The sequence below is a fragment of the Acidobacteriota bacterium genome (assembly GCA_016196065.1).
GTDB lineage: Bacteria > Acidobacteriota > Terriglobia > Terriglobales > Acidobacteriaceae > Acidiflorens.
Genome location: JACPYL010000010.1, coordinates 127,391 through 151,434, shown reverse-complemented (window position 1 = coordinate 151,434; position 24,044 = coordinate 127,391). Strand labels below are relative to the sequence as shown.

At 57.6% G+C, this 24,044-nt stretch carries 16 protein-coding genes; 5 read left to right on the top strand and 11 right to left on the bottom strand.

Translation table 11 applies throughout. From position 1 onward, the window contains the following. Positions 1–29: 29 nt before the first annotated feature. The 3 genes from HY010_04070 to HY010_04060 all read right to left on the bottom strand — a co-directional run bounded on the left by HY010_04070 (position 30) and on the right by HY010_04060 (position 5,436). Positions 30–590, bottom strand: coding sequence for a carboxymuconolactone decarboxylase family protein (locus tag HY010_04070; GenBank protein MBI3474883.1), 561 nt, complete (start codon positions 588–590; stop codon positions 30–32). Beyond that, positions 590–4,288 (bottom strand): TonB-dependent receptor, encoded by a 3,699-nt coding sequence (locus HY010_04065; protein MBI3474882.1) that lies wholly within the window; start codon positions 4,286–4,288, stop codon positions 590–592. The genes HY010_04070 and HY010_04065 overlap by 1 nt, the downstream gene beginning before the upstream one ends. 359 nt (positions 4,289–4,647) lie before the next feature. Then, positions 4,648–5,436, bottom strand: a complete 789-nt coding sequence (locus tag HY010_04060; GenBank protein MBI3474881.1) for an SDR family oxidoreductase — start codon at positions 5,434–5,436, stop codon at positions 4,648–4,650. Between the two features lie 136 nt (positions 5,437–5,572). Here HY010_04060 and HY010_04055 point away from each other — a divergent pair, with 136 nt between their 5' ends. Further along, positions 5,573–6,511, top strand: a complete 939-nt coding sequence (locus HY010_04055) for a branched-chain amino acid transaminase (GenBank protein MBI3474880.1) — start codon at positions 5,573–5,575, stop codon at positions 6,509–6,511. A 158-nt stretch (positions 6,512–6,669) separates the two neighbouring features. Then, positions 6,670–7,875 (top strand): aminotransferase class I/II-fold pyridoxal phosphate-dependent enzyme, encoded by a 1,206-nt coding sequence (locus tag HY010_04050; protein ID MBI3474879.1) that lies wholly within the window; start codon positions 6,670–6,672, stop codon positions 7,873–7,875. An 88-nt stretch (positions 7,876–7,963) separates the two neighbouring features. Here HY010_04050 and HY010_04045 read toward each other — a convergent pair whose 3' ends face one another. Together HY010_04045 and HY010_04040 are read right to left on the bottom strand one after the other, a co-directional pair. Further along, positions 7,964–11,551: a carboxypeptidase regulatory-like domain-containing protein gene (locus HY010_04045; GenBank protein ID MBI3474878.1), complete on the bottom strand. Its 3,588-nt coding sequence runs from the start codon at positions 11,549–11,551 to the stop codon at positions 7,964–7,966. A 221-nt stretch (positions 11,552–11,772) separates the two neighbouring features. Next, positions 11,773–12,903, bottom strand: a complete 1,131-nt coding sequence (locus tag HY010_04040) for a LacI family DNA-binding transcriptional regulator (protein ID MBI3474877.1) — start codon at positions 12,901–12,903, stop codon at positions 11,773–11,775. Positions 12,904–12,948: 45 nt separating this feature from the next. Here HY010_04040 and HY010_04035 point away from each other — a divergent pair, with 45 nt between their 5' ends. Continuing rightward, positions 12,949–14,160 carry a tetratricopeptide repeat protein gene (locus HY010_04035; GenBank protein ID MBI3474876.1) on the top strand — a complete coding sequence of 404 codons (1,212 nt, stop codon included), beginning with the start codon at positions 12,949–12,951 and terminating at the stop codon, positions 14,158–14,160. A gap of 56 nt (positions 14,161–14,216) precedes the next feature. Next, on the top strand, positions 14,217–15,398 hold the full coding sequence (locus HY010_04030; protein ID MBI3474875.1) for an acyltransferase: 1,182 nt from the start codon (positions 14,217–14,219) through the stop codon (positions 15,396–15,398). A 22-nt stretch (positions 15,399–15,420) separates the two neighbouring features. On the opposite strand, the gene HY010_04025 is transcribed toward HY010_04030, so the two are convergent. The 5 genes from HY010_04025 to HY010_04005 all read right to left on the bottom strand — a co-directional run bounded on the left by HY010_04025 (position 15,421) and on the right by HY010_04005 (position 20,278). After that, a complete protein-coding gene (locus tag HY010_04025) occupies positions 15,421–16,653 on the bottom strand; it encodes a 2-isopropylmalate synthase (protein MBI3474874.1) in 1,233 nt (410 codons plus the stop codon). Positions 16,654–16,714: 61 nt separating this feature from the next. Further along, positions 16,715–17,191, bottom strand: a complete 477-nt coding sequence (locus HY010_04020) for a hypothetical protein (protein ID MBI3474873.1) — start codon at positions 17,189–17,191, stop codon at positions 16,715–16,717. A 23-nt stretch (positions 17,192–17,214) separates the two neighbouring features. After that, positions 17,215–17,607, bottom strand: coding sequence for a DUF4259 domain-containing protein (locus tag HY010_04015; GenBank protein MBI3474872.1), 393 nt, complete (start codon positions 17,605–17,607; stop codon positions 17,215–17,217). A gap of 123 nt (positions 17,608–17,730) precedes the next feature. Further along, positions 17,731–18,639 carry a sugar ABC transporter substrate-binding protein gene (locus HY010_04010; GenBank protein ID MBI3474871.1) on the bottom strand — a complete coding sequence of 303 codons (909 nt, stop codon included), beginning with the start codon at positions 18,637–18,639 and terminating at the stop codon, positions 17,731–17,733. 91 nt (positions 18,640–18,730) lie between these two features. Continuing rightward, positions 18,731–20,278, bottom strand: a complete 1,548-nt coding sequence (locus HY010_04005) for a YifB family Mg chelatase-like AAA ATPase (protein ID MBI3474870.1) — start codon at positions 20,276–20,278, stop codon at positions 18,731–18,733. A 216-nt stretch (positions 20,279–20,494) separates the two neighbouring features. Between HY010_04005 and HY010_04000 the strand changes: the two genes are divergently transcribed. After that, entirely contained in the window at positions 20,495–22,642 is a 2,148-nt protein-coding gene (locus HY010_04000; protein MBI3474869.1) for a PAS domain S-box protein, read from the top strand. A gap of 76 nt (positions 22,643–22,718) precedes the next feature. On the opposite strand, the gene HY010_03995 is transcribed toward HY010_04000, so the two are convergent. Next, positions 22,719–23,912 (bottom strand): acetyl-CoA C-acetyltransferase, encoded by a 1,194-nt coding sequence (locus tag HY010_03995; protein MBI3474868.1) that lies wholly within the window; start codon positions 23,910–23,912, stop codon positions 22,719–22,721. Positions 23,913–24,044 lie beyond the last annotated feature (132 nt).

Genomic DNA, 24,044 nt, shown 5'->3' with positions numbered 1-24,044 from the left:
GCCTGCCGAGCTTCGCTCGGCTGGACAGGTCAGAGACCTGTCCCCACAACGGTCAGTGGGATGCGCAGAGCGTCTACGAAGCGGGGAAACAATTCGAAGGCCGCAGCGGTTGCAATCAGTTCGATGATTTGTGGGTCGGTGAAATTTTGCTTGAGCTCGGCGAAGAATTCGTCGGTTATTTCTGAGGCAGACTGGTGAAGGCGGTCGGCGGCACGGAAACCGATTTTTTCAGCATCGGTGAAGGGGCCGTTTTCAAAGTCGGCTTGGGCGGCGGCGATCTGGACTTCGTTTGCGCCCTTCTGACGGGCGGAGAGCGCGTGCGCTTTGACCGCGTATTCGCTCGCGAGATGGACGGAGAGGCGCAGAGCAATCAATTCTTTGTAAAAGCCGGGAAGCGCGCCGTCGCTGAGGAGTGCTTTCAGATATCCGGCCGTAGCCAGGGCGAGCGCTGGAGTGTGCGCCAGCGTCTTAAACATGTTCGGCACGACGCCCCGCGTTTTCTGCAGGACGTCGTAGATGTTCGCAACTTCGGGAGTGACCTGATCCCGCTCCAGGAGCGGGATCCGTGGGAGCGCCTCTCTTCCGCTCACTAGAACGAGTACCTCAACTGGAGCTGGACGAGACGCGGGGTTCCGACCGTACTGAAGATCTTCCCAAATGCGCCGGGGTTTTCAACATCGTTCAAAGTGGGGCTGGAGAAATTGGCGTGATTCCAGATGTTAAAGAAATCCGCCGTAAAGCGCAGGGATTGCTTTTCCCCAATCCGGAAGTTCTTGATCAGGGAGAAGTCCCAGTTCTGCTGGAACGGCCCTCGGTAGATGTTGCGACCGAGGTTGCCGAAAGAAGTGGTGCAAGCGGCGCCTGTCGGATCCGCGTTACAGCCAGCGGGATCGGCAGGCGGAGCAGGCACAAAATTCGCCGGGTTCAAATACTGATCGAGGCGGTCGTGAATGTCGCCGGAGGTACGTCCGGCGCCAATGGAGCCGCCGTCGGCGAGTTGAGCGCCCAGCGTGGCGGACGCGAGGCCAGCGCCGAGATAGGCCGTTCCCGCTCCGGAATCGGTCACCGAGAACGGAGTCCCCGACTGGAAGATGGTGATGCCGCTGATGGCCCAATCCGCCAGGATCCAGCGTTTCGCGCCGGTCGCCGAGGAGAAGAAAGGCAACTCATAACGATAGCTGACCGTGAGGCGATGTTTGCGATCGTAGTCCGAAAGGCCACGAGAGAAGCGCAAATCGCTTTCATCGTTGAATGCAGTGTTAAGAGCCGTGTTTCCACTCGACGTGGCGTCCGTTGACCGGGCGAACGTGTAGGCGCTCTGGAAATAGCCCGCGCCCCACCGCCGGGAGAGAGTGGTCTGGAAGGAGTGGTAGTGAGAGTAGGCGTCGTTGGCGAAGAGCTGCATCCCGCTGTAGCCGTTAACGCCCGTAAGGGTAGAGCGAGCGGGACCGTTCGCGGCAGTGCTGCTGGTGATGGTTGCCGGACCATCCAGAGTCTGAATGGTCAGCGGATTTGCAGCGGTCGCTAAACGAGCCTGCACATTGGTGCGAGTCTCGCGCAGGTGAATTGCGTGGGTTCCGATGTACCCGACTTCCAAGACCCAATTCTTTCCCAGATCGCGCTGCATCGTCAGATTCCACTGCTGGGTGTGAGGGGCCACAAAGTGGCGCGGGACGGCAAGAGCAAACAGGAATTGCGAGGGAACAACTCCGGGGCTGCCTGCAGCGCAGCCGATATTCGGGAATTGCGTTGTGTCTCCATCCGGAAAATTCTGGATTGTGCCAAGGCACGGCAAGAAGTTGGGATCGATGATTTTGGTACTGGCGGCAGGCAAGCCGTTCGGGTTGTTTGGCTGTGGATCGGGACAACTGTTGGTTGGAGTCCGATCGATCTTGAAAAATTGGGCCATGCATCCTGCGGGCCCGCCACTGAAGGCGATGGGCAAAATGGGGGCCTGGAAGGAGAGCTGGTCCACGGTTCCGACATCTTCGCGTACGAAGTAATCGCCGAAGCCGCCGCGAATCGTTGTGTTGTGATGTCCGAAGACGTCCCACGCGAAGCCGATGCGTGGTCCGAGGCCGGTGGAATAGTTATTTTTCAGCGTCGTGTCATTGCCGGATCCGGTCATTCCTTCGACGCCCAACTTGTTGGCGCAACCACCATAGATCAGCGGATACTGGCCTGCGTTCGCGAGGTCCAGGTCGAAGTTCCCGATGTGGCAGAGATTGTCGTGGAACGCGCCGATGAGCTCGGTGCGAAGGCCCAGATTGAGCGTGAACTGCTGGTTTACCTTCCAATCGTCCTGGGCAAAGAATGAGAAGTTGTTCGTCCGGTATTGATGGTTGTAAACACCACCGCCGCCAAAACTGAAGTCGACCTGGCCCGACAACAGTTTCTGAAAATCGGTCTGTCCACCGATGCCGCCGGGCACACCGCCATCAATGGCGCCAGCCGGCGGGGCTACGCCAGCGGTATTGACGAAGAACAGCTGTCCGTTGAAGACCTGCGGGAAGAGCTTGTCCAGATTGACGCGTGTGTATTCCCCGCCGAAGCGGAACGTGTGTTTGCCCTTCACCCAACTCAGCGTCTCTACGAAGTTGAAGTTGTTCTGGGTCTGCGCCTGGTCGGCGGGAGGGGTCGGGCCGATCTGAATTCCAGAACTGCCCAACGTGAATTTGTAGATTGAGTTCGTAATGTTGCTGGTCGGACGATCGATGCCCACCGCGTCGGCGGTCACTCCGCCAGGAGCGACATTGATCAGGCTGTTGTTGATGCGCACGAACCCGAAGCGAAAATCATTGACCAGAGCGGGCGAGAACAGATGCGTTTCCGCAATGCTGAGGAATCGGCTGTTCACCGGGAGATCGTAGGGAAAATTCAAATCGGTGGCGCTAATACTGCTGGCCAGCGTTCCGCCCAGGGAAGCCTGAAGTCCGCCCGCGCCGAAGGGCAGGAGCGATTCATTGTTGGAAAAGAAAAATCGGGCCCCCAGCTTGTCGTTCCCGCTGTTGAACTCCTTGTCCCAGGTGGTCGTGAACTGATCATCCGTAAATTTGCCGGGCTTGCTGATAATGAATTGCGCGGTGTTTACGCTCGCGTTGCAGGTTGCATCGTCCACGGTCACGCCCGGAGTGCCGGGTAACGATGGAAACAGGAATCCATTGGCATCGCCGCCAAACTGGCCGCTCTTCAGATTGAATAAAGCCAGACTTACATCATCGATGGAAATTGGATTCGCGGCACAGTTGGCCGAGGCAGGAGTGCTGAAGATGGCAGCCAGATTTTCCGGCGATCGGTCCGCCGGTAGGATCGGAAGGCTGGTGCTAATCAGCGTCCCCGGCGACAAACCGCTGCGCTGGCGCGTCCCCTGATAATTCACAAAGAAAAAACCAAACGGGCCGAGCGGCCCCCCCAGGCTGCCGCCAAAGATGTTCTGCTTGACGGGTGGCCGCTTGAGACCGGCGCGGTTGAGGAAAAATTCATTGGCATTCAATACGTCGTTGCGGAAGAACTCGTAGGCATCGCCGTGAAAACTCTTCGTGCCTGATTTGAGAATGGCGTTTACATTGCCACCGCTGTTGCGTCCCTGGCTGGCGTCGTAGAGCGAGGTCTGAACTTTGAATTCCTCGATGACGTCGGGATTGGGCAGCGGTACGTTGGTGGACTGCGACACGTTGTAGTCAGTGGCGCTGATGCCTTCGATCAGATAGTTATTGTTGTCTTCGCGCTGGCCGTTGACGATGACGCGGGCGTTGCCGCGTCCGAGTTGAGCGGAGGCGTTCAGTTCGCTTTGCGCTCCAGTGGAGAGCGTCAGTAGTTGCTGGAAGTTCTGCGAAGCGAGAGGCAATTCACGAATCGTCTGTTCTTCGATTGCCTGGCCGGTGGTCGCAGTGGTGGTCTCAATCGTCTGGACCGTGGCCTGCACTTCAACTTTCTCCATCACCTTCAAAGGCGCAAGCTTGGCGGTCAGACGGGTCGTTTCGGTGATGCGGACGGCGATGTCCTTGAAGTTCCCTTCCCCAAGACCAGTGGCGGCCACCTTCACGGAATACGTCGCAACGGGCAGCAAGGGAGCCGTGAACGCTCCATTGGCGTCCGTCTTCAGAGTGCGCGCGACGGCGGCGGTGTCCTGATTTATGATCTGGACCTGAGCGCCGGCGACTACAGCTCCGCTGATATCCGTGACGGTACCGCTGATCGCACCGGTGGCACCGCCTTGTGCGGCGGCAAGCGCTCCCAAAGCGAGCAGGGCCAACACACCAACTGTGAGTGATCTCAGATTCCGCATACACATACCCCCTGAAAAAGACTGTTGGAACTCGCCCAAATGCTAAAAAAAAAATGATTTCAGCGCACTCCGCCACATTGCGGGATAAGCAACTCAAAGCGCTCACGCCAGCCATGCATTGCATGGAGCTGTTTTTCTCATCCGCGTGTTGCGGATCATTCGCAAAATCATGTTCTGGATGGGCGAAAGCTTACTTTAAAACAACAAACGTTGCAATAGATTCGGGGCAATTCGCGAGCAGAAAAGTTGGAGCGACCGCGCAGCGAGGGGAAATAGTTTCCGCGAGTCACACTCTTGAACGCGGAAATTCAGTCGAGTGAATCGATTTTCCAAATAATGGATTTTCTGAATGCAATTTTTTACAGTCCTTTGTAAACACCGCCATCCACCAGGATCGTCTGCCCGGTGATGTAGGAGGCGCGGTCGGAGGCAAGCCATACGATGGTGTCCGCCAGTTCACGGGGATCGCCCAGGCGCTTGAGGGATGTATCGGCTGCAAAACCTTCAAGGATTTCCTTCTCCGATTTCCCGGAAGCGGCGGAGCGGGATTTCGCCAGGCTCTGCAGGCGATCGGTCGCGGTGAAGCCTGGCCCAACGTTGTTGACGAGGATGCCGTCCTTGCCGAACTCGTTGGACAGGCTCTTAACCAGTCCCACAACGCCGGCGCGAACAGCGTTCGAGTACACAAGGTCGGCGACGGGCTGTTTCGTTGATACCGACGTAATGGTTATGATGCGCCCCCATTTCTTCTTCTGCATGTGGGGGATCACCTGATGAGCAAAGTAAACCGTGCTCATGAAATTGACGTCGAAGGCGCGTTTCCATTCTTCGATCGTGGTCGCGAGAAACCCCTTGGCAGGCGGGCCTCCCGCATTGGTCACACAGATGTCGGCGCTGCCAAATTTGCTGACGACGGCGCTGACAAAATCGCGGACCGCACCAGCGTCGGTGACATCAAACGGTTCCGCCAGAACTTCGGCGTTGTGCTGTATACGAATTTTCTCGGCGGCGTCATTCAGCGATTCGCGGTTGCGCGCGCACATGGCGACACGGCAACCTTCGGCGGCAAATGCTCCGGCAGTGGCGCGGCCGATTCCCTGACTGGAGGCGGCGACGATGGCAACACGATTCTTGAGTCCAGTTTCCATAATTAGGTTCAGTGGTTGCTGCCGATTATAGAGAAGAGAAAAACGCTTTGTCTTGTCATCTGCCTTGCACCTTGCCGTGTTCTGGCTGCGGCAGGTAATCTTCTTAAAGAAGAAGTTAGCTTGTCTGAGGGTAATCATGGGAACAGCCCGTTATATCTGGATTGATGATTCTTTACGCCCTGCCAGCGAAGGCGTCGTGCCTTTTCTGAGCGCCGGTGTGCAGTATGGCTTCAGCGTGTTTGAGGGTATCCGTTGTTACTCGACTGACCAGGGACCGGCCGTGTTTCGTCTCGACGAACATGTGGAACGACTGCTGGACTCAGCGCACATCGTGGGCTTTCGCGATCTACCCATCAGCGCAGAACAGGTCCGTACGGCAATCCACCAGACGATTGCGGCCAATGAGTTTTCCGCGTGCTATATCCGTCCCATGATTTTTCTGGACGGCGCGCTGACCATGACTGTGGAAGCGGGCAAACCGCGCTTCATGGTGGCCGTGTGGGAGTGGAAGTCGTTTCTTGGAGTGGAAGCGAAGGAGCGCGGCATTCGCGCGAATATCGCGTCGTTCACCCGGCTGCATCCGAACATCATGATGACCAAAGCCAAGGTCTCAGGAAATTATGTGAGTTCGATTCTCGCGAAGACGGAATCGCAACGCGCCGGGTTCGATGAAGCCATCATGCTCGGACCCGATGGATACGTGGCGGAGTGTACGGGAGAAAATCTATTCGTCGCCCGCAACAACGTCATCTATACCACGCCGCGGGCGGGAATTCTGGAAGGGATCACGCGCGATAGCTTGATTACGCTGGCGCGGGATTTGGGGTACAAGGTTGTGGAAGAGCCGATCTCCCGCGATCAGCTCTATATCGCGGACGAAGTTTTCGTTTGCGGGACGGCCGCCGAGGTGATTGGACTGCGGGAAATTGATTTCCGGACGATTGGTTCGGGGAAAGCCGGTCCGGTAACGCGGGCGCTGCAGCAGGAGTTCGACAAACTGGTGGCAGGACGGCATGCGCGGTCGGCGGCTTGGTTTGCCCTCGTTCCAACGTCGAACACCGTTGGGGTTAAGTAACGCCGTCCACTCGACAACTGTCATCTTGAGCAAAGCGAAGGACCTGCTGCCCTGTGCTGCACAAGAAAGCAGATCCTTCGCTCGTCCTCGGCTCCGCCTCCGGACGGCTCAGGATGACAGTTCTATGAAAGTATTGCGATATTTCGGAGAATTCGACGATGAAAAAACACGAGTTCCATCAGGAAACCGAAGCAGTCCGCGGCGGGACGAGTTTGCACAAGAAAAACGGCCCCCTGGCGACACCGATCTATCAGACGTCGACATTTGAGGTCACCGATTCGCAGGAGCAGTTGCGGGCGACGCATACAGACCGGTTCTACACTCGTTACGGAAACCCGACACACACGGTGGCGGAGAATGCGATTGCCGAGCTGGAGGGAACGAAAGCGGCATTGCTGTTCTCCTCTGGGATGGCGGCGATCACGACTTCCATTCTCGCGCTGGTCAAGGCAGGCGATCATATCGTGGCGCAGCGCGACATCTATGGCGGCGTAACGAAATTTCTCTCGCAGTGGCTGCCGAAGCTCGGGATTGAAACTACATTTGTCGACACGAACGACATCGAGCAGCACGCTCGGGCAATCCGTCCGAATACGAAAATCATTCACCTTGAGTCCCCCACCAACCCGATTGTGAGAGTAGTGGACCTGGAGAAGATTGCGGCGCTGGCGAAAGAGCGCGGCGTGATCACGACGATTGACGCCACCTTTGGAACGCCGATCAATTGCCGTCCGGCGGAGTGGGGGATCGATCTGGTGCTTCATTCCGGGACGAAATACTACGGCGGGCATGGCGACATCATCTGTGGGATGGCGGCAGGGCGGCGGGATTTAATTGAGCAGGTGCATGGTCTGCGAACGACGCTCGGCTGCTGCATGGATCCGCACGCGGCGTTTTTGCTGCTGCGGGGAATCAAGACGCTGGCGGTCCGGGTTCAACGACAGAATGACACCACGCTGCGAATCGCGGAGTTCCTAAGTGGGCACCCAAAAGTGACGCGGGTGCACTACCCGATGCTGAAAGGGCATCCGCAGTACGAACTGGCGCGGAAACAGATGGCTGGAGCAGGCGGCGTATTGAGTTTCGAAATTGACGGTAGCGGTGAAGACGCTTGCCGGGTGAGCGAATCGTTAAATCTGTTCACGTTGGCTCCCAGTCTAGGCGGCGTGGATTCATTGGTATCGCTGCCCGTGCTAACCTCGCACGCCATGATCGACGCCGAGTCGCGCAAGAAGATGGGCGTGACGGAGCAGATGATCCGTTTGTCGGTGGGAATAGAGAACGTTGACGACCTGATTGCCGACCTAGGAAAAGGTCTCGCTGTGCTGAGCCGGAAACGGGACCAGGTGGGCGTAGCCGGATAATTGCACTCCCGATCGACTTGCATGCCTACCAAGTAAAAAGCCTGACCTCTCGCGAGGCCAGGCTTTTGTGTTAGGGAGAAATATTGGTCTAGAAGATGAACTTCGCGCCAAACTGCATGATGCGTGCAGCGTGAGCGGAAGTGGCCTCTAGGAAAGTCGAGCTCCCCAGGCCGGAGTCAATCCCATTGAACTGAGTGTGATTGAACGCATTGAAGAGATCCCAGCGGAACTCGAATGCGGCCTTCTCATGAATCGGGAAGAGCTTGAACAGGCTCAGATCGAAGTTGGTGCGACGCGGATTCAGCAGCGAATTGCGTCCTGAGTTGCCGAACGTAAGGCCCTGCGGCCCCTGGCAGCTTCCGTCGACAATCACGCCGCTTGGGTCTACCTCACACCGGAAAGCTGCTGGGTTGTAAAGCCGAGGCCCCGCATCACCGACATTTCGGATGACCCCTGAGTTGGGATCGCCAACCCGATCCGCAAAAGATGCCGTGCCCACGCCATTCCCTACTCCGGCAGCGTCCGCAAAGCTCGTCCCGTTGGTCACGCTAAAGGGCGTTCCCGTCTGGATAGTTGTGATTCCAGAGACTCTCCATCCGCCCAGAGCATAACTCCCGGCGGTTCCCCATTGCTTGAAGGCTGGCAAGTCATAGACGTAGCTGAGCGTCAAAATATGCCTTTGGTCGAAGTTGGAACTGGCTCGCGTACGGGCCAGGTCGTAGGAGTCGAAGAAGTTGGTGTCAAAGCGATCCGATGAATTGTCGATCGAATGCGCGTAGGTGTAGGCAACACTCAGATTCAGGGCGCCAACCGTGCGGCGGGCCGAGAACTGCAGTGCGTTGTAGTTGGAATTCGCGGTGTCTTCAATGCGAGTGATATCTCCGTACCCAGGATTGGGACGGAAGATGTTGGCACTGACACCGCAAGCTGCGACGGCAACGTTCTGCGCAACCTGCCCAGTAACGATATTGCCATTGACCACAATGTTGTTGAGGTCGCTGCAGTCCGTGTTGGAGCCGTCAATCGCCTGGCCTGCATTGTAAGGATTCTGCGCTGCAGGCACGGGATGGAGCTGGTTGAGGTTGCGCTGCAGCGTGAGGTGGGTACCCTTGCTGCCCACATACGACAGCGTGGCCACGATGGCCTTCGGCAACTCTTTCTGAATGTCGAAGTGCCACTGCTGCACGTAGGGCCAGATCGCCTTGTTGGGAATGGACTTCACCGCCAGCGGCAGTTGAATCGCGCCGCCAACGCCGTCATACGTGCCGACGTTGTTTTGAACCGGGCTCAACACCAGTGGTGGCGTACCTTCCAACGATTCGCTGTTACCCTCGTTGCCATTGGTGTGTTCGTAGAAGATTCCGTATCCGCCGCGGATCGCCATCTTCCCGTCACCCTTCGGATCCCAGGCAAAGCCGATACGAGGAGCGGGGTTCCAAAGGTGGCCTTCCATGCAGCCAGGCTTGGAACTGCCGCCCGATGCTGCATTTGGAAATCCCGCAACATCGACTGAGCCGCCGGGGCCGCCGCATTGCACGATGCCATTGAACGGGTTTCCAGGGCCGGGGATCAATGCCCCTGGTGTACCGGTGGCCTCGCCATCGACATCGATCACGGGAGCGTTGTCGATGTTGAATGCGGAAGGCTCAAAGCTGTATGCCTGCCGATATCGTTCGCGATAGGTTCCGAACAAACTCAGGCGCAGCCCAAGATTCAGGGTGAGTTTGTTGGTGATGTGCCAGTCGTCCTGCAGATAAGGCTCGACGATCTTGTAGCGGTTGTAATACTTGAGTTGCTGGTTCTCCTGTTGAAACTGGGAAACCCGGCCGATCAGGAGATCCGCAAAGGCATTGCCCGTGGTGACTCCCGACGTGTTGTCGGTCGTGATGAATCCGTTGTTCGAAGGTTCGAAACCATCCATTTCATTCTTCTGGCCGATAGCAAAATAGGCGCCGAACTGGAGGTTGTGTTTTCCGAAAATCTTGCTCACATTGTCACGGAAAGTGTAGGTCGGGTTAGAGTTCTTCCAAGGAATGTAGCTCGGATCCTCCCCAAAGCCGTCTCCGTAAGGCGCGCCGCCGTTGACTTGAAAACCGGGCAGCTTTCCCCCGAATCCGTTCTGGAACAAGCCGATATTGATTCCTTCCGGCCTCTGCCACGGGCCGCTATTGGTCAGCGTGATGTGATCGGTTGTGTAGCTGAAAACGAATTCATTCAGCAGCGTAGGCGAAACCGTGGCAGTAAGCCGCGTCACCAGGCTGACACCCGGCCCAAGGAAGTTGGTTTGGATAGTCGGGAAGTCGCCAGTGCTCCAGAGAGGAGTCGGCGTGACCGTGTTCCAGGAGTCATGGATGTAACGGAACGTGAGGCGCACCTTGTCGGTGACGTTGTGATCGACCTTGATCAGTTCTTCACGCCAGGTTGTCGGAGTAGAAACAGAAGCCTGATACGCGGGGAATCCGCCGTTGTCGGTGTTGGCTAGCGGAATCAAGGGGAGCAACGCGGCTCCGACCGGATCGATCGTTACCTGATTGTTCGCAAATCCGGAAAAAGTGGGCACGTTGTAGGTACCGTTGTTGGGACCCGCACCGCTGGCTGGACAATCGGGATTGACAGCAAAGCCCTCCGGAAGGCTGTCGTCGGCTACTCGAGCAAACTCGACTCCGGGAGCCGGGCAGAATTCCGTGAAATCTCCTGAGCGGCCCGCGTCGGACGGCACGTTGTGCAGAAACGTTGTGGGGTTACGCTCGCGCCGCCACTCCTGGGACCAGAAGAAGTAGGTGTGATCCTTCCAGATCGGGCCACCGATTGTATAGCCCCAGTCGTGTTTCTTGTACGACGGTTTGGGTGCGCTGTGGTCGTCAAAGTAGTTATAAGCGTTGAACAACTGGTTCCGGCCAAAGTAAGAGGCGGTACCATGGAACTTGTTCGTGCCGGACTTGGTCTCGACCTCGATGGTTCCCGAAGCATTCCGGCCATATTGCGCGCCGTAATTCGAGGTGAGTACTTTGACCTCACCGATCGCATCTGCGTTGGGATAAACGTTGAGGGTCGAATTACTGCCATTATCCATATTGTCGCCGCCGTCAATTTCCCAATTGTTGTATTCGACGCGGCCACCATTGATGCTGTAAGAGACGTTTCCGTAGATTCCGACGGTGCCTTCATCCTGGCCGGTCTGATTGCTCACGCCGGGCACCAGTGTGACCAACTGCGTGAAGTTGCGACCATTCAGCGCCAATTCGGAAATCTGCTTTCCGGTAACAGTGCCAGCCAGATCCGAGGACTGCGTTTCCACCTGGGCAACGCTCGACCCTTCGACTGTCACCTCGGTAGTGGCGGCCCCGACTTGCAGGGGCACATCCACGCGGGCCTTTTGGGCGACGCGCAGGACCACATCCTTCGCCTGGAATTTTTTGAAGCCCTGGACAGTTACAGCGATGTTGTAGGATCCGGGCGGAAGGGCTGCCACCGAATATTCGCCGTCCGAGTTGGTGGTGGTTTCCCGATTGATGCCGCGGTCAGCGGCGGAGACGACGACCTTCGCGTTCGCGACGCTCGCACCGGACGCGTCACGTACCGTTCCAGTTACGGAGGCTGAATCCTGGGCGTAAAGAATCGACGCCGAGAACAAAGCGATCACAAAAACGATTTTGTTGAAGAGACGGATGTTCATGCGTAACTCCCTGGAAGCATCGAGATGAAAACCGAGACCTCGGCGGATCGACTGCCAACGCCGACGAGTTGAGTTTGTAGACTGCATTGCAATTTTGCCTGGCCCGGCGTTCTGAGCCATTCCCCCACGGAATAGCAAAATCCCTTTATTAAAACGTATCAATACTGCGTTAGTTGGCTTTTCGTGTCAAGTAAAATGGCATACAGTTTTTGGTAGGCGAATCACTTCAGGCTACGGGTTGACTCGCGCACGATCAGGTCGGGCACGAGCTTTCGATGAATAGCACGGACGGGTTTCTTTTCCAGACCGGCGTTAATTGTCTCCACCACGATCGCTGCCGCGGCGGTTCCCATCGCTTCCATCGGCTGGCGAACGGTAGTGAGCGCAGGAGAATAGAGCGCGGCGGGAGCAATGTCATCGAAGCCGATGACGGAACATTGTTCCGGAACACGCACGCCGGCTTTGGCCAGCGCTCGAATCGCACCGAATGCGGTCATGTCATCGAAGGCCATCAGCGCGGTGAACGGACGGCGACGATGCAGCAATTCTTCAGTCAGTTTGAAGCCATCTTCGAAACTGGAAAAAGGATCGCGCGACTCGGGCAGATCGACTATCAGTTTGGGATCGATCGAGAGATCATGCTCACGGGCAACAGCACGTACACCTCGCCAGCGCGGTTCGGTATCGGATAGTTGACGCGGACCGCGAATGAAAGCAATTTTGCGATGGCCGAGAGAAATAAGATGCTCAAGCGCGGCGCGAGCACCCTGGGCGTTGTCCACGATCAGCGAACTGATATGGTCGTTCTTAAGTTCGCATCCGACAATCGCCGTCGGGATCTTACTTTTCTCGATGTCGGCGAGCACGTTGATGTCGAGAAAGAGCCAGTTCGCGAGCACCACCAGGCCTTCGATGCGGCGATCCAAAAGCATTTCCAGATAACGCTCAAAACGGCTGCGCTCGTTATGAACATCTGTAAGGATGGGGAGGAACGAAGATTGATAGAGCGAGTTTTCCATCCCGCGCAAGACCAGCGTGCAGTAGGGATCGGTCATGTCGGAAACCATGATCCCGACGGTGTGGCTGCGCTGGCTGCGGAGCGAGCGCGCAAACAGATTGGGACGGTAGCCAAGCTGGGACGCAGCGCGCTGGATGCGCGTCTTGGTGGTATCGGGAATATACCGGGCGAGAGGCGCGTTATTGAGGACGATAGAAACCGTCGCGGAGGAAAATCCGCTCTTCTCGGCAACATCGCGAATGGTTACTGCAGTCGATCGCGAACGCTTGCGGCCAGGCTCCGGTCGATTGGCAGCGGGTGGCTGTTTGGGAGATTTCGAATCAGTAGACCCCATGGACTCCTTGCTCTTCGGGCTCTTGCTGGCGGACACTACAGCACGATGAATCGAGTGTCAAGCGCGAGCGTTACGGCAGCTATTTTTCTGGCGCTTCTCTGTCCGCTAGAGATCATTGCACAGAAGGCAGGAGGAGGAACAAGTGTTCCTCCGGCTTCGGGTAACCCGCAGAAATTGTTTACCGCCGGCGAAACTGCATTGCGCGAAAACAAGTTGGAGGAAGCGGAACGTAATTTTCGCGCTGTACTCGCGCTCGACCCAGGGGCTGCGGGCGCCTATGCCAACCTCGGCGTGGTTCAGATGCGACGCAAGCAATGGCCGGCGGCAATCGCGATGCTGCGCAAAGCGGAGAAACTGGCGCCGAACGTTGCCGGCATCCGTCTCAACATCGGGCTGGCGTACTACCGGCAAAACGATTTTTTGTCGGCGATCCCGCCCTTCGAAAGCGTTGTGAAGCAGCTTCCGGATTCTTACCAGGCACGGTATCTGCTGGGGTTGTGCTACTTCTTCAATGATCGTTGGGCGGATACCATTGACGCGCTCGAACCGCTGTGGGGACAAGCGTCGAGTCAGGTCTATTACCTTTATGTGCTCGCGCACGCCGCCGAACAAGCGCACAACCCGGCTTTGGTGGAAAGAGCGCAGAGCCGGTTGGTCGAAGTCGGACAAGATACGCCACAATATCGCCTGATCCTCGGCAAAGCGCATTACAACCGCGGCGAATACGACGATGCGCTGCGGGAACTGGAAGCGGCAGTGCTTGCCGATCCCAAACTTCCGTTCGTGCATTTCAACCTGGGCTTAACCTATGTCCGAAAACAGGACTACGAAAGGGCCCACGCGGAATTCAAGAAAGATCTGGAAATCGATCCGGACGTTGCCTTTACGTATGAGCAGTTGGGGAGCCTGGAATCCACATTGCGGCAGGACGACGAAGCGTCAAACAATTACCGGCGCGCGGTCAAACTGGATCCGCGGTTAGCCAGCGCGCACATGGGATTGGCAAAGATCGAAGAGCGCCGCAAGAATTATCCAGCAGCACTTGCGGAACTGGACCAGGTAATCCGGCTCGACACGGCCAATGCGAGTGCCCGCTATTTGCGAGGACAGGTTCTGCTTCGCGTAGGACGTGAGAAGGAAGGACGTGAGGAGCTGGCGGCCGCTACGAAAATGATGAACCAGCAACGCACCGCGAGGCAAAAGGAATTGGAAGGGGAACGGGCGCCGAGTCCGGAGTTGGCGAGAGAGCCGGAATAGCATTCCGCTCGATCGATTGAGGGGAAGCTGGAGTGGTAAGATCGCACTCAACCACGGTGAGCATTTTGATTTCCGCGAAGAGCATTCTCCCGCGCCGAATGCCGGAATTGGACACACTGCGCGGAATTGCGGTGTTGCTGGTCCTTTTCTTTCACGGCTTCCATCTCACTCCGATTCATGCCGCGCATCCTTCCGCTGTGACACGTTTGTTCTTGCTGGTGACAGCGGGAGGCTGGTCGGGAGTACGTCTCTTTTTTGCGCTTTCCGGTTTCCTGATCACAGGAATCCTGCTAGATGCGCGCAGCTCGCCGCGCTATTACGCGGATTTCTACTACCGTCGCGCCCTCCGGATTCTGCCTGCCTACTACCTGATCTTGATTGTGCTGGCAGTGGTGAGTTACCTCGGAATTGCAGATCGTCGGGTCGGCTGGCCTTTTCTGGGACTCAGCGCAATCTACCTGGCAAACATGACGGCGTTTTTTGGCGTGGTTTCGCAATACTCCGTGCTCTGGTCCCTGGCGGTTGAAGAACAGTTTTACTTGTTGTGGCCGGGAGTGGTGCGCCTTTTCACGCAGCGAGGGTTGCTGGTCGTATGCGCGGTACTGCTGATCGGTTGTCCATCGCTGCGCGCCTATTACTACCTGCACGGATACGAAGCTGGGGCGGGATATACGTGGCTGGTTGCGGATTCTCTTGCCGGAGGAGCGGTGCTCGCGATCCTGGTTCGCGGATCGCTTCGTTCGCCGAAAGAGCTCGGATTCGTAGCCATCGGCGTGGGCATTGCAGCCGTTGCCATCTTCATGGCTGGAATTCCCTATGGCATCTATCTGTCGCGCACCATGGCGGGAAATGTCGTTCGACAGACTTTCCTGAACTTATTTTTCACGACTCTGGTCGCCGCTGCGCTTGCGCTCGGATCGACCCGATACGGCTACCTTTTCAGAATTCGGTGGCTGAAATTCTTTGGGGACATCAGCTACGGACTCTATCTGATCCACATGCTGACCTTCGATATGGTCGATCATTTTGGGCGACGAGTGGTGCCATGGGCCTACAGCACTGCACAGGAATTCCCCACCGTCGTGGTCCGGTTCCTGGTGGGAAGCGGGCTTTCCATCGCCCTCGCCTATTTGTCTCGCTGGTACTTTGAGGAACGTTTTCTGGAATTGCGCGACAGGGCAAAATCGACTCCGCCGGTTGCCATCCCTACAGTCGAAGAGCAACCGGCAGCTTCGTAGCAGGCCATTGTTGTTCCGATGCTCATGCCTGCATGCACGAGAGAATTTCCGCTTCGGTCAACGTGTGGTCGCTCGCCTTGGCGCGGCGGTAGATACGTTCGACCAGTTCATCAGTCGCGGGATAACCCCGGCGCTCCAACCAGAACTGCACATTTGATTTCCCGCTCATCGGACCCACGTCGATGATTTGCTCCATCCCGAAGACGTGCGAAGGAACGCCGGAATAGACGGTATTCGCAAGTTCGACATCCTTCTTCTTATAGGCCTTGATGAGCGCGGCGGCGTGCACGCCAGTGGCAGTGCGGAACGCATCGTCCCCGACCACGGGATAATTTACTGGGATCGCAACGCCGGTCGCGTCCGAAACCGCTTCGCAATATGCTTTGAGTTTGGTCAGATCCTGATCGTCCCAGGGTGCAATGCCCATGAGTTTCAAGTTCACCAGCATCTGATCCATTTGCGTATTACCGACGCGTTCGCCGAGGCCGAGCGCGCACGCGTGCACGCAACTCGCGCCGGCGACCAGCGCGGCAATTGAATTCGCAGTGGCCAGGCCGCGGTCACAGTGGCCGTGCCAGTCCACGCGAATTTTCTCGCCGGACGGCTTGACGACTTCTTCCATGACAAATTTCACCAGCGCGAGAGTGCCCATGGGAGTGGCGTGCCCCGCCGTATCGCAGAGGACGATGGCGCGCGCACCGTTGTTAATCGCCGCCGAATAGAGCCGCTTGATCATCTGCGGATCGCAGCGGGTCGTGTCTTCCGTGACGTACATGACTTCAAGACCAAGCGACACCGCGTATCGGATGGCCTTTTCCGTGGTCTGAAGCAGAAAATCATCCGTCCAACCTTCGGTATAGCGGCGGATCGGACTGGATCCGATGAAGGTCGCGGCCTCGATGGGCAAACCGGTCTTCTGAACAATTTCGGCAATCGGCCGGATGTCGTTCTCGTGAGTGCGGGCGGCACAATTCGCCTTGATCGTCATCTTGTGGCTGACGATTTCCCGGGCAAGAGCAGTGACATGCTCCACCGCGCGCGGACCGGCACCGGGCAGGCCGAGGTCGAGTGAGTTGATCCCTAACCCCTCCATCAGGTGAAGAATCGTAATTTTTTGTTCGATCGAAGGATCGCGAACGGACGGCGACTGCAGTCCATCCCGTAAGGTCTCGTCATTCAATAAGACCGGGCCGGGCGGATGGATCGACTTCGGGTAGAGAGTGTTCCAGTCGTAGATGAGTTCAGGATGATTCATGGCAACGGGCGATAGTCATTGTACCGATGGATGCGAAGTAGGCCCAAATCGCGGACGTTGCTCAGCCGAATTCTATGCGCGGGGCGGCCTGTTCGTGACCGACCCGTCCCGCCGAGATATCGGCGACAAAGTAGTTTTCGCCTTTTACCGGCACTTCTGCCAGTCGACGCAGCATGTTGATTTGTCCGACATGAGTGAGCGCGTCGGCTACGGGACCCTGGAACAGTTTTTCTTCGGGCACGTGGAGCGGCTCTTCGGAGGCAAGGTAGTCGTCGAATTTCTTTAGGGCGGCGAAGAAACGATCGACTTCCTGTTCCCACGGAAGGGGAATGGCGTTGTTCCATTTCTGTTGGCCTGCCGCGATGCTGAGGCCCCAGTCCATCAGATCGCCGATGTGAGCGAGAATCTGTCCAGGTGTGCGGGAGGATTCTCCGCAGCTGTAGTCGGCAAAGCTGGCAGGGGCGTTGCGGACGGCTTTACCTCCGCGATATGCAAGCGTCGCTACGGTGTGGCGCAATAAAGTACGGGCATCGGTCATGAGTCCTCGGTGTGTTGTGGCCTTCACCTCGCCAGTCTTGCCTCCAGATTGCGAAGGCTGGCGCTCCACTCGTTCAGGCCGTCGGCTTCGAGCCACAAATCTTTGAGTTCGGAATCCGTCCTTACCCTTTGGACCGCCCGGATCGCAAGTGCGCTGACGTCGGCCTGCGGTTGGGCGTTGTTGTTGTTCACCCACTCCACGATCGCGCGCGGTGCCGCCTCTGCCGGCGCGCCTTGCAGCGCGGCAATCGCTTCAGCCGCGGCCACGATGACGCTACTTTCGGGGGCTTCGAGGTAGTCGCTTCTGTCCGCACGGGACAGCAGAGTCGTCAGATCCCCTGCTGTCAGCTGAGCAAGCTGCTTCAACCATTCCTGTGCATCCTCGTTATCGAACGTACCGGAGCCCCACGCGGCCATGCATCCTCCCATTTCAAACTTCTGGTGTATCACGCGTCCCACATTGCCTTCCAGTTTCAGTTGCCCTATTTTACCCGGCGGCACCGAAGGGCAGAATGACCGAGATGACCGTGCGGGTCGAGACTAAGATTTGCGCCGCTCCAATTCGTCCAGAGGCGGAATGGAGTACGACGTCGTCGTGGCTTGGGCCGGGGGCTGCTTTCCAGTCTTGACGGCGTTCGCAAGAATTTCAATGGCCTGCCCGGCGAAGGGAGGAATGTAGATCGTCGCCGTGAGGAATCCGTCGCGCACCCAGGCCTGACCCGTCGCAGGCTGGCCGTCGCAACCTGTGAAGGGCAACTTCAACCAGCGTTGTTGCTCTTTCAGGTCAACGATTTCCTGAAAAGCCCTGCGGGACCCCATTGCCATCGTGTCATCCTGCGCACCGATGAGATCGATGGCTTGATTTTGCGAGGTAGCAAGTTTCAGCCATGACTGTACCGCCCGCCGGGCGCTTTCCTCGGTCCAGTCACCCTTCAGCGTTACAACCTGGATATTAGAAGGTTTCGTTTCCAGCATCCCCGCGCTTCGTTTCTGCGCGGAGGAACTCCGGGAAGGCCCTTCTAAATACAGGACTGTTCCCCCTTTGGGCAGCAGCGCCGCAAATTGCCGGCCTTGAATGCGGCCGATCTCGACGTTGTCCATGCCAACGGCGAACACTGCGGCGGTGCCTTTTAACCGCAGTTGCGCGATGTAGTCGGGCGTGCGATTCAAAACTGCCCAACCAATGCCGGCCGCGGCTGCAGCACCCGCAGCCTGCGGCAATGCGATGTTGCTCACGGGCTCGAGGATGATGGCATCCGGCCTGAACTCGGTCCGGCCCTGAATGGCATTCAGAATCTGCGTGCTCTGGGTCACGGCATCGCTATTGGCGTAGACGATTTCCAAATCGATGCCCAACTTGCGCGCAATCTGCTCAGCCGAAGATGCCTGGGCGATCTGGAAATCGTTATGGCTGGTATGAAGCGATAACAGGAATCTGAGTTTTTTCATGAACCTCACACGCCCCAGACGCCGCGACCATTCGCGGCTCGGTCAACTTCTCGGGCTGGACAAAATTGTCAACGCTAGACGGCAGTCCTGTCTAGGCCCAGAACGTGCGATCGAGGGTTCGGTACTGAATGGCTTCGGCGATGTGCTTTGGTTCGATGTTGGGGACGCCTTCGAGATCGGCGATGGTGCGGGCAACTTTGAGGATACGATCGTGCGCCCGGGCACTGAGTCCCTGCTGGGTCATGGCGCGTTCGAGCAGGCGTTCGCAATCCTGGGATAAGTCGCAGAAAGCGCGAATCTGCCGGGGTGACATCTGGGCGTTGCAGTAGCGTTTCTCGCGTCCGGCAGTGAAACGCGTGAGTTGGATTTGCCGCGCCCGGATGACACGTTCCAGGATCCGCGCGGAATTTTCCGGTTCATTCGTACTACGCATTTCTTTGTAATTCACTGCAGGGATATCGATGTGGATGTCGATACGGTCGAGCAACGGGCCCGAGATTTTCGAAATATAGCGTTGAATCATAGGCGGGGTGCAATGGCATTCGTGGGTGCGGTCATTGTGAAATCCGCAGGGACAGGGATTCATAGCGGCCGCCAGCATGAAGCGCGCTGGGAAGGTCAACGACATGGCAGCGCGAGCGATGCAGACAGTGCCGTCTTCGAGCGGCTGGCGCATCACTTCGAGCACATTGCGAGGAAATTCCGGGAGCTCGTCGAGAAAGAGTACGCCATTGTGCGCAAGCGAGACTTCGCCGGGACGTGGAATCATTCCACCACCAATCAGTCCGGCGTCCGAGATGGTGTGATGCGGCGCGCGGAAGGGACGCATGCCGACCAGCCCGGCGCGTGGATCGAGCACTCCAGCGACGCTGTGAATCTTGGTGGTCTCCAGGGCTTCTTCGAAACTCAGCGGCGGAAGAATCGTGGGAATGCGCTTGGCGAGCATCGTTTTCCCGGAGCCGGGAGGGCCGATCATCAGGATGTTGTGTCCGCCGGAGCAGGCAATCTCCAGCGCGCGCTTGGCAGTCTGCTGGCCACGGACTTCCTTGAAGTCCACGTGGAACTGTTGCGCTTCGCTCAGTAGTTGGTCGCCATCGACCTGCAGTCGGGCGATGCCGTTGCCGGAGTTGATGTAGTGGATCACATCGAGCAACGATTTGACTGGATAGACTTCCAGCCCCGTGACCATTGCGGCTTCGCGAGCGTTGACTTCCGGGACAATCAATCGCCTGATCTTCCGGTCTCGCGCTTCAATTGCGATGGGCAAGGTGCCGCGAATTCCGCGCAGCCCCCCGTCGAGAGAGAGTTCGCCAACGAACAAAGCATCGGTGATCTCCTTCTTGTTGAGCCCACCATAGGCGCCGAGGATGCCGAGTGCCATGGGAAGATCAAAACCGGAACCCTCCTTTCGTATATCGGCAGGCGCGAGGTTGATTGTTATGTTGGTGGCCGGAATGTCGTAGCCGCAGTTTTTTAGAGCCGCACGGACGCGGTCACGACTCTCGCGGACTGCTGCGTCGGGCAAGCCGACGGTATGGAAATAGTCTTCTTTCGTTTTTATGTTGGAAACATCCACTTCCACGTCGATAATGCTGGCGTCAATGCCGTACACGGCGGCACTGATGGTTTTGTAAAGCATAGGGACACCGGTGGGCACAGGGAGGGATGATGCAGGCGGGAGAGCCAGAAGCGATCATAGCAGCCGGCCAGCTATCCGGTGTGATCTCGGTCACTCGTTACCGTGATGGAACGTTGCGTTCGTCGAGAAGGATGTTCGATGCTACGCTAGTTTGACGTTGGCGGGAGTAGCTGCGCGATCCCCCGAGAATGTTTGCGCGCTTGCGAGGTATCCCGAATGCCCGAGCAAGGAAGTAACCCGGGTCAGCCGAACCGTCCGCCCACACAATTTGAGCGGGAGGAGAGCCAACTCTGGCGATGGGCGCTCGGCCTCATGGTGCTGCTCGCCACCGGCGTGGCAGTCCTTTCTTACGAACAGTTTCGAACTCTTCCCTACAGGCTGTGGGCAATCCCAGCTGGGCTGCTGATCCTCTCCATCCTGTTCGCGGTGTATGTCTCGGGGCGCAAACGCGAAGTCGGCGAACTGAAGCACCTCCTGAAGAATCTGCAGGACCGCGCCGGGGTGATGCCTTCGGACGAGCAATTGGATCAGCTGACCCAGATGATTGCGCGCTCGCAACGCAATTTCAAAGAGCTGATCGACTCCATTGAAGATGTGGCGCTGGCCATCTCGCTCGACGGGACGTTGCGCACGGTAAACCGCCGGGTCGCAGAAATTATAGGAGCAAACTACACCGAGATCGTCGGACACAAGCTGTCGGATTTTCTGAGCAGCGACCCGCGCACGGAAAGCGACGCAAGCCTGTCACGCTTTCTGGAAAAGCGTCACTGGTCGGGAGTGGTCGAGATCACCCTCAAGAACGCAGTGGCTCCGAAGTACTACGATTGCGTGGTCAATGCGATTGTCAAAGATGATGAGGTAGTGGGCGCGAGTGTCCTGGCCCGCGACATTACGGATCAGCGGGAAAAAGAACGCCGCTTCACTCAGCTCTTCGAGACTCTGCAGGAAGGCGTCTACTTCAGTACGCCGCAAGGAAAGCTCCTCGACGTGAACCCTGCCCTCATTCAGATCCTGGGGTATAGCAGCCGGGAGGAACTGCTGAGCCTCCCACCGGCAGGCCTGAACGTCAATCCCGAGGATGAACCGGTTCTGGGCAGAGCGGGGAGCCAGAGTGGGAGCACGCGCACTCGCGAAATCCGGATACGAAAGAAGAATGGCAGTGTGGCGATTTGCGTGGACACGTCCACCGGCGTGGTCGATGCAGGAAAAATTGTGCGTTACCAGGGCACGCTCGTCGATGTCACGGAAAAGCGAACTATGGAGCGGCAACTGCGCCGGCAGGAAGAATTCCGCCGCCACCTGCTGGAAAGTTTCCCTGACCTGATCCTGGTGCTCGATCCGAAGGCCACCTACACGTTCGTCAGCTCACGCATTCGCGACCTGCTGGGCTACGGCCCAGAGAAGTTGATGGGCAAGAACATCGAGGAGAGTAATGACAATTCGCCGGAGTTGGTAAGCCTGTACCGCTCGGTCGCCAACGGGCAGACCGCGCTGGCGGCCTCTGAATATGGCGCACGACATCACGACGGCAGCTGGCGGACCATGCTGGGCACGGCGAGTCCGATGCTCGATACGGAAGGCAAGCCGGCGGGTGTCATCATTTCGGTCCGGGACGTAACCACCGAGAAGAAACTGGAACAACAGATCATTCAGAGCGAACGCCTGGCTGCGATGGGACAGATGATCGGCGGCTTCGCTCACGAACTGAACAATCCGCTGACCAGCATTCTCGGCATGACCGAGTTGCTACAAGACCACGAGATCGCCGAGAACACACGCAAGCAGCTGGTGTCGTTGCATCAGCAGGCCCGGCGCGCGGCTGAGATTGTCCAGAACCTGCAGTACTTCGCGCGTCCACCAGCTCCTGGGCGGAGTCCGGTCAACCTTGGTGAATTGATACAGCGGACGCTGCATTTGCAGGCGTATCCACTTCGCAAGAGCAATATCACCGTGGACTTTCTGCGCGAACCGACGGTTCCGCCGATCATGGCCGATCCGAATCAACTGATGCAGGTATTTCTGAACCTGATCCTGAACGCAGATCAGGCGATCCGCGAGAGCCGCGACAAGGGTACGATCCGCATTCGCATGGGACGCAACCCGGATTCAGTGTGGGTCATGTTTCAGGATGACGGGCCCGGCATCGCCACGGAAGTCCTGCCGCACATTTTCGATCCATTCTTCACCACCAAACGGCCGGGGCGCGGAACCGGTTTAGGTTTGAGTATCTGCAAGACTTTGATTCGTGAGCACTCCGGAAACATCGACGCCTCGACCGCACCGGACGGAGGCGCCGTTTTCACGATCACTCTGCCCGTGTCGAATGGACAGGATCCGAGCCCAGAGCACGCGCCCCAAACCTAACGCAGCCGCTCCGGGCCGTCCAACAGGCGATTCCGGCTTTCGCTCGCAGGGCAGAGGGCCGTGCGGGTCCACTCAGTTAGCGCTCCACTGCCATCGCTACGGCATTGCCGCCACCGAGGCAGAGTGCGGCAATACCGCGGTGAACATCGCGGCGGATCATCTCATAGATCAACGTGACCAGCACCCGCGCTCCGCTCGCTCCGATCGGATGACCCAAGGCAACTGCGCCGCCATTCACGTTGACGCGGTTCATATCAAGGCCGAGTTCTCGAATCACTCCCAGGGCCTGCACCGAGAAAGCCTCGTTCAATTCGTACAGGTCCACGTCGTCTTTCTTCCATCCAGTCTTCTGCCAGATCTTCTGGACGGCACCGACGGGCGCCATCATCACCCACTTTGGCTCAACGCCGCTTGTCGCTTGCGCGACAATCCGCACCAGAGGAGCCGCCCCAAGTTCCTTCGCGCGGGCTGCGCTGGTTACGACGAGTGCCGCCGCGCCGTCGTTGACGCCGGGTGCGTTTCCAGCAGTGACGGTTCCGTCTTTCTTGAATGCAGGCTTGAGGGCGCGCAGCACTTCGATGGTCGTGTCCTCGCGTGGACCTTCGTCCTTATCGAAGATCACAGCCGGCTGCCCTTTCTTCTTGGCAGGGATCTCGACGGGAACGATCTGTGATTTGAAGCGGCATTCTTTCTGCGCTGCGATTGCCTTGCGATGAGAATTGACTGCGAACTCGTCCTGATCTTCGCGAGTCACTCCATATTTCTCTGCGACATTCTCACCTGTGATTCCCATGTGGTAGTCGTTGAAGATGTCCCACAAGCCATCGTGGACCATGGAATCGATCAGTTGACCGTTGCCGAGACGATAGCCTTTACGCGCGTTCGGAAGCAGGTAGGGAGCGTTGGTCATCGACTCCATGCCGCCTGCAACAACGATGGAACTGTTGCCGGTCTCGATCGCCTGCGCGGCGAGAGCGACTGATTTCAATCCGGAGCCACAAACTTTGTTGATTGTCATGGCACCTACCTCGGGAGCGAGTCCACCGAAGAGTGCGGCCTGACGCGCGGGATTTTGTCCGAGTCCCGCCGACACAACGTTGCCCATGATGCACTCGTCAACCAGTTTCGGATCGAGATTGGCGCGCTTTACCGCTTCGCGGACAGCCACCGCACCGAGTTGGGGAGCGGACATGTCACTCAGACTTCCCTGGAATTTTCCGATTGGAGTGCGACATCCGGAAATGATCACAACATCATTGGAACCAGCCATACATGCGCTCCTTCGCGTTCGTGCGTGCGTGCAGAATTCCTCCCATTATAGATGGAAGGAGTCGATGGAAAGATGCGAGCGATGCAAGAGGTGCATTGCGTAGCGGGCTTCACGCAATCCTGAGCGAGCGAC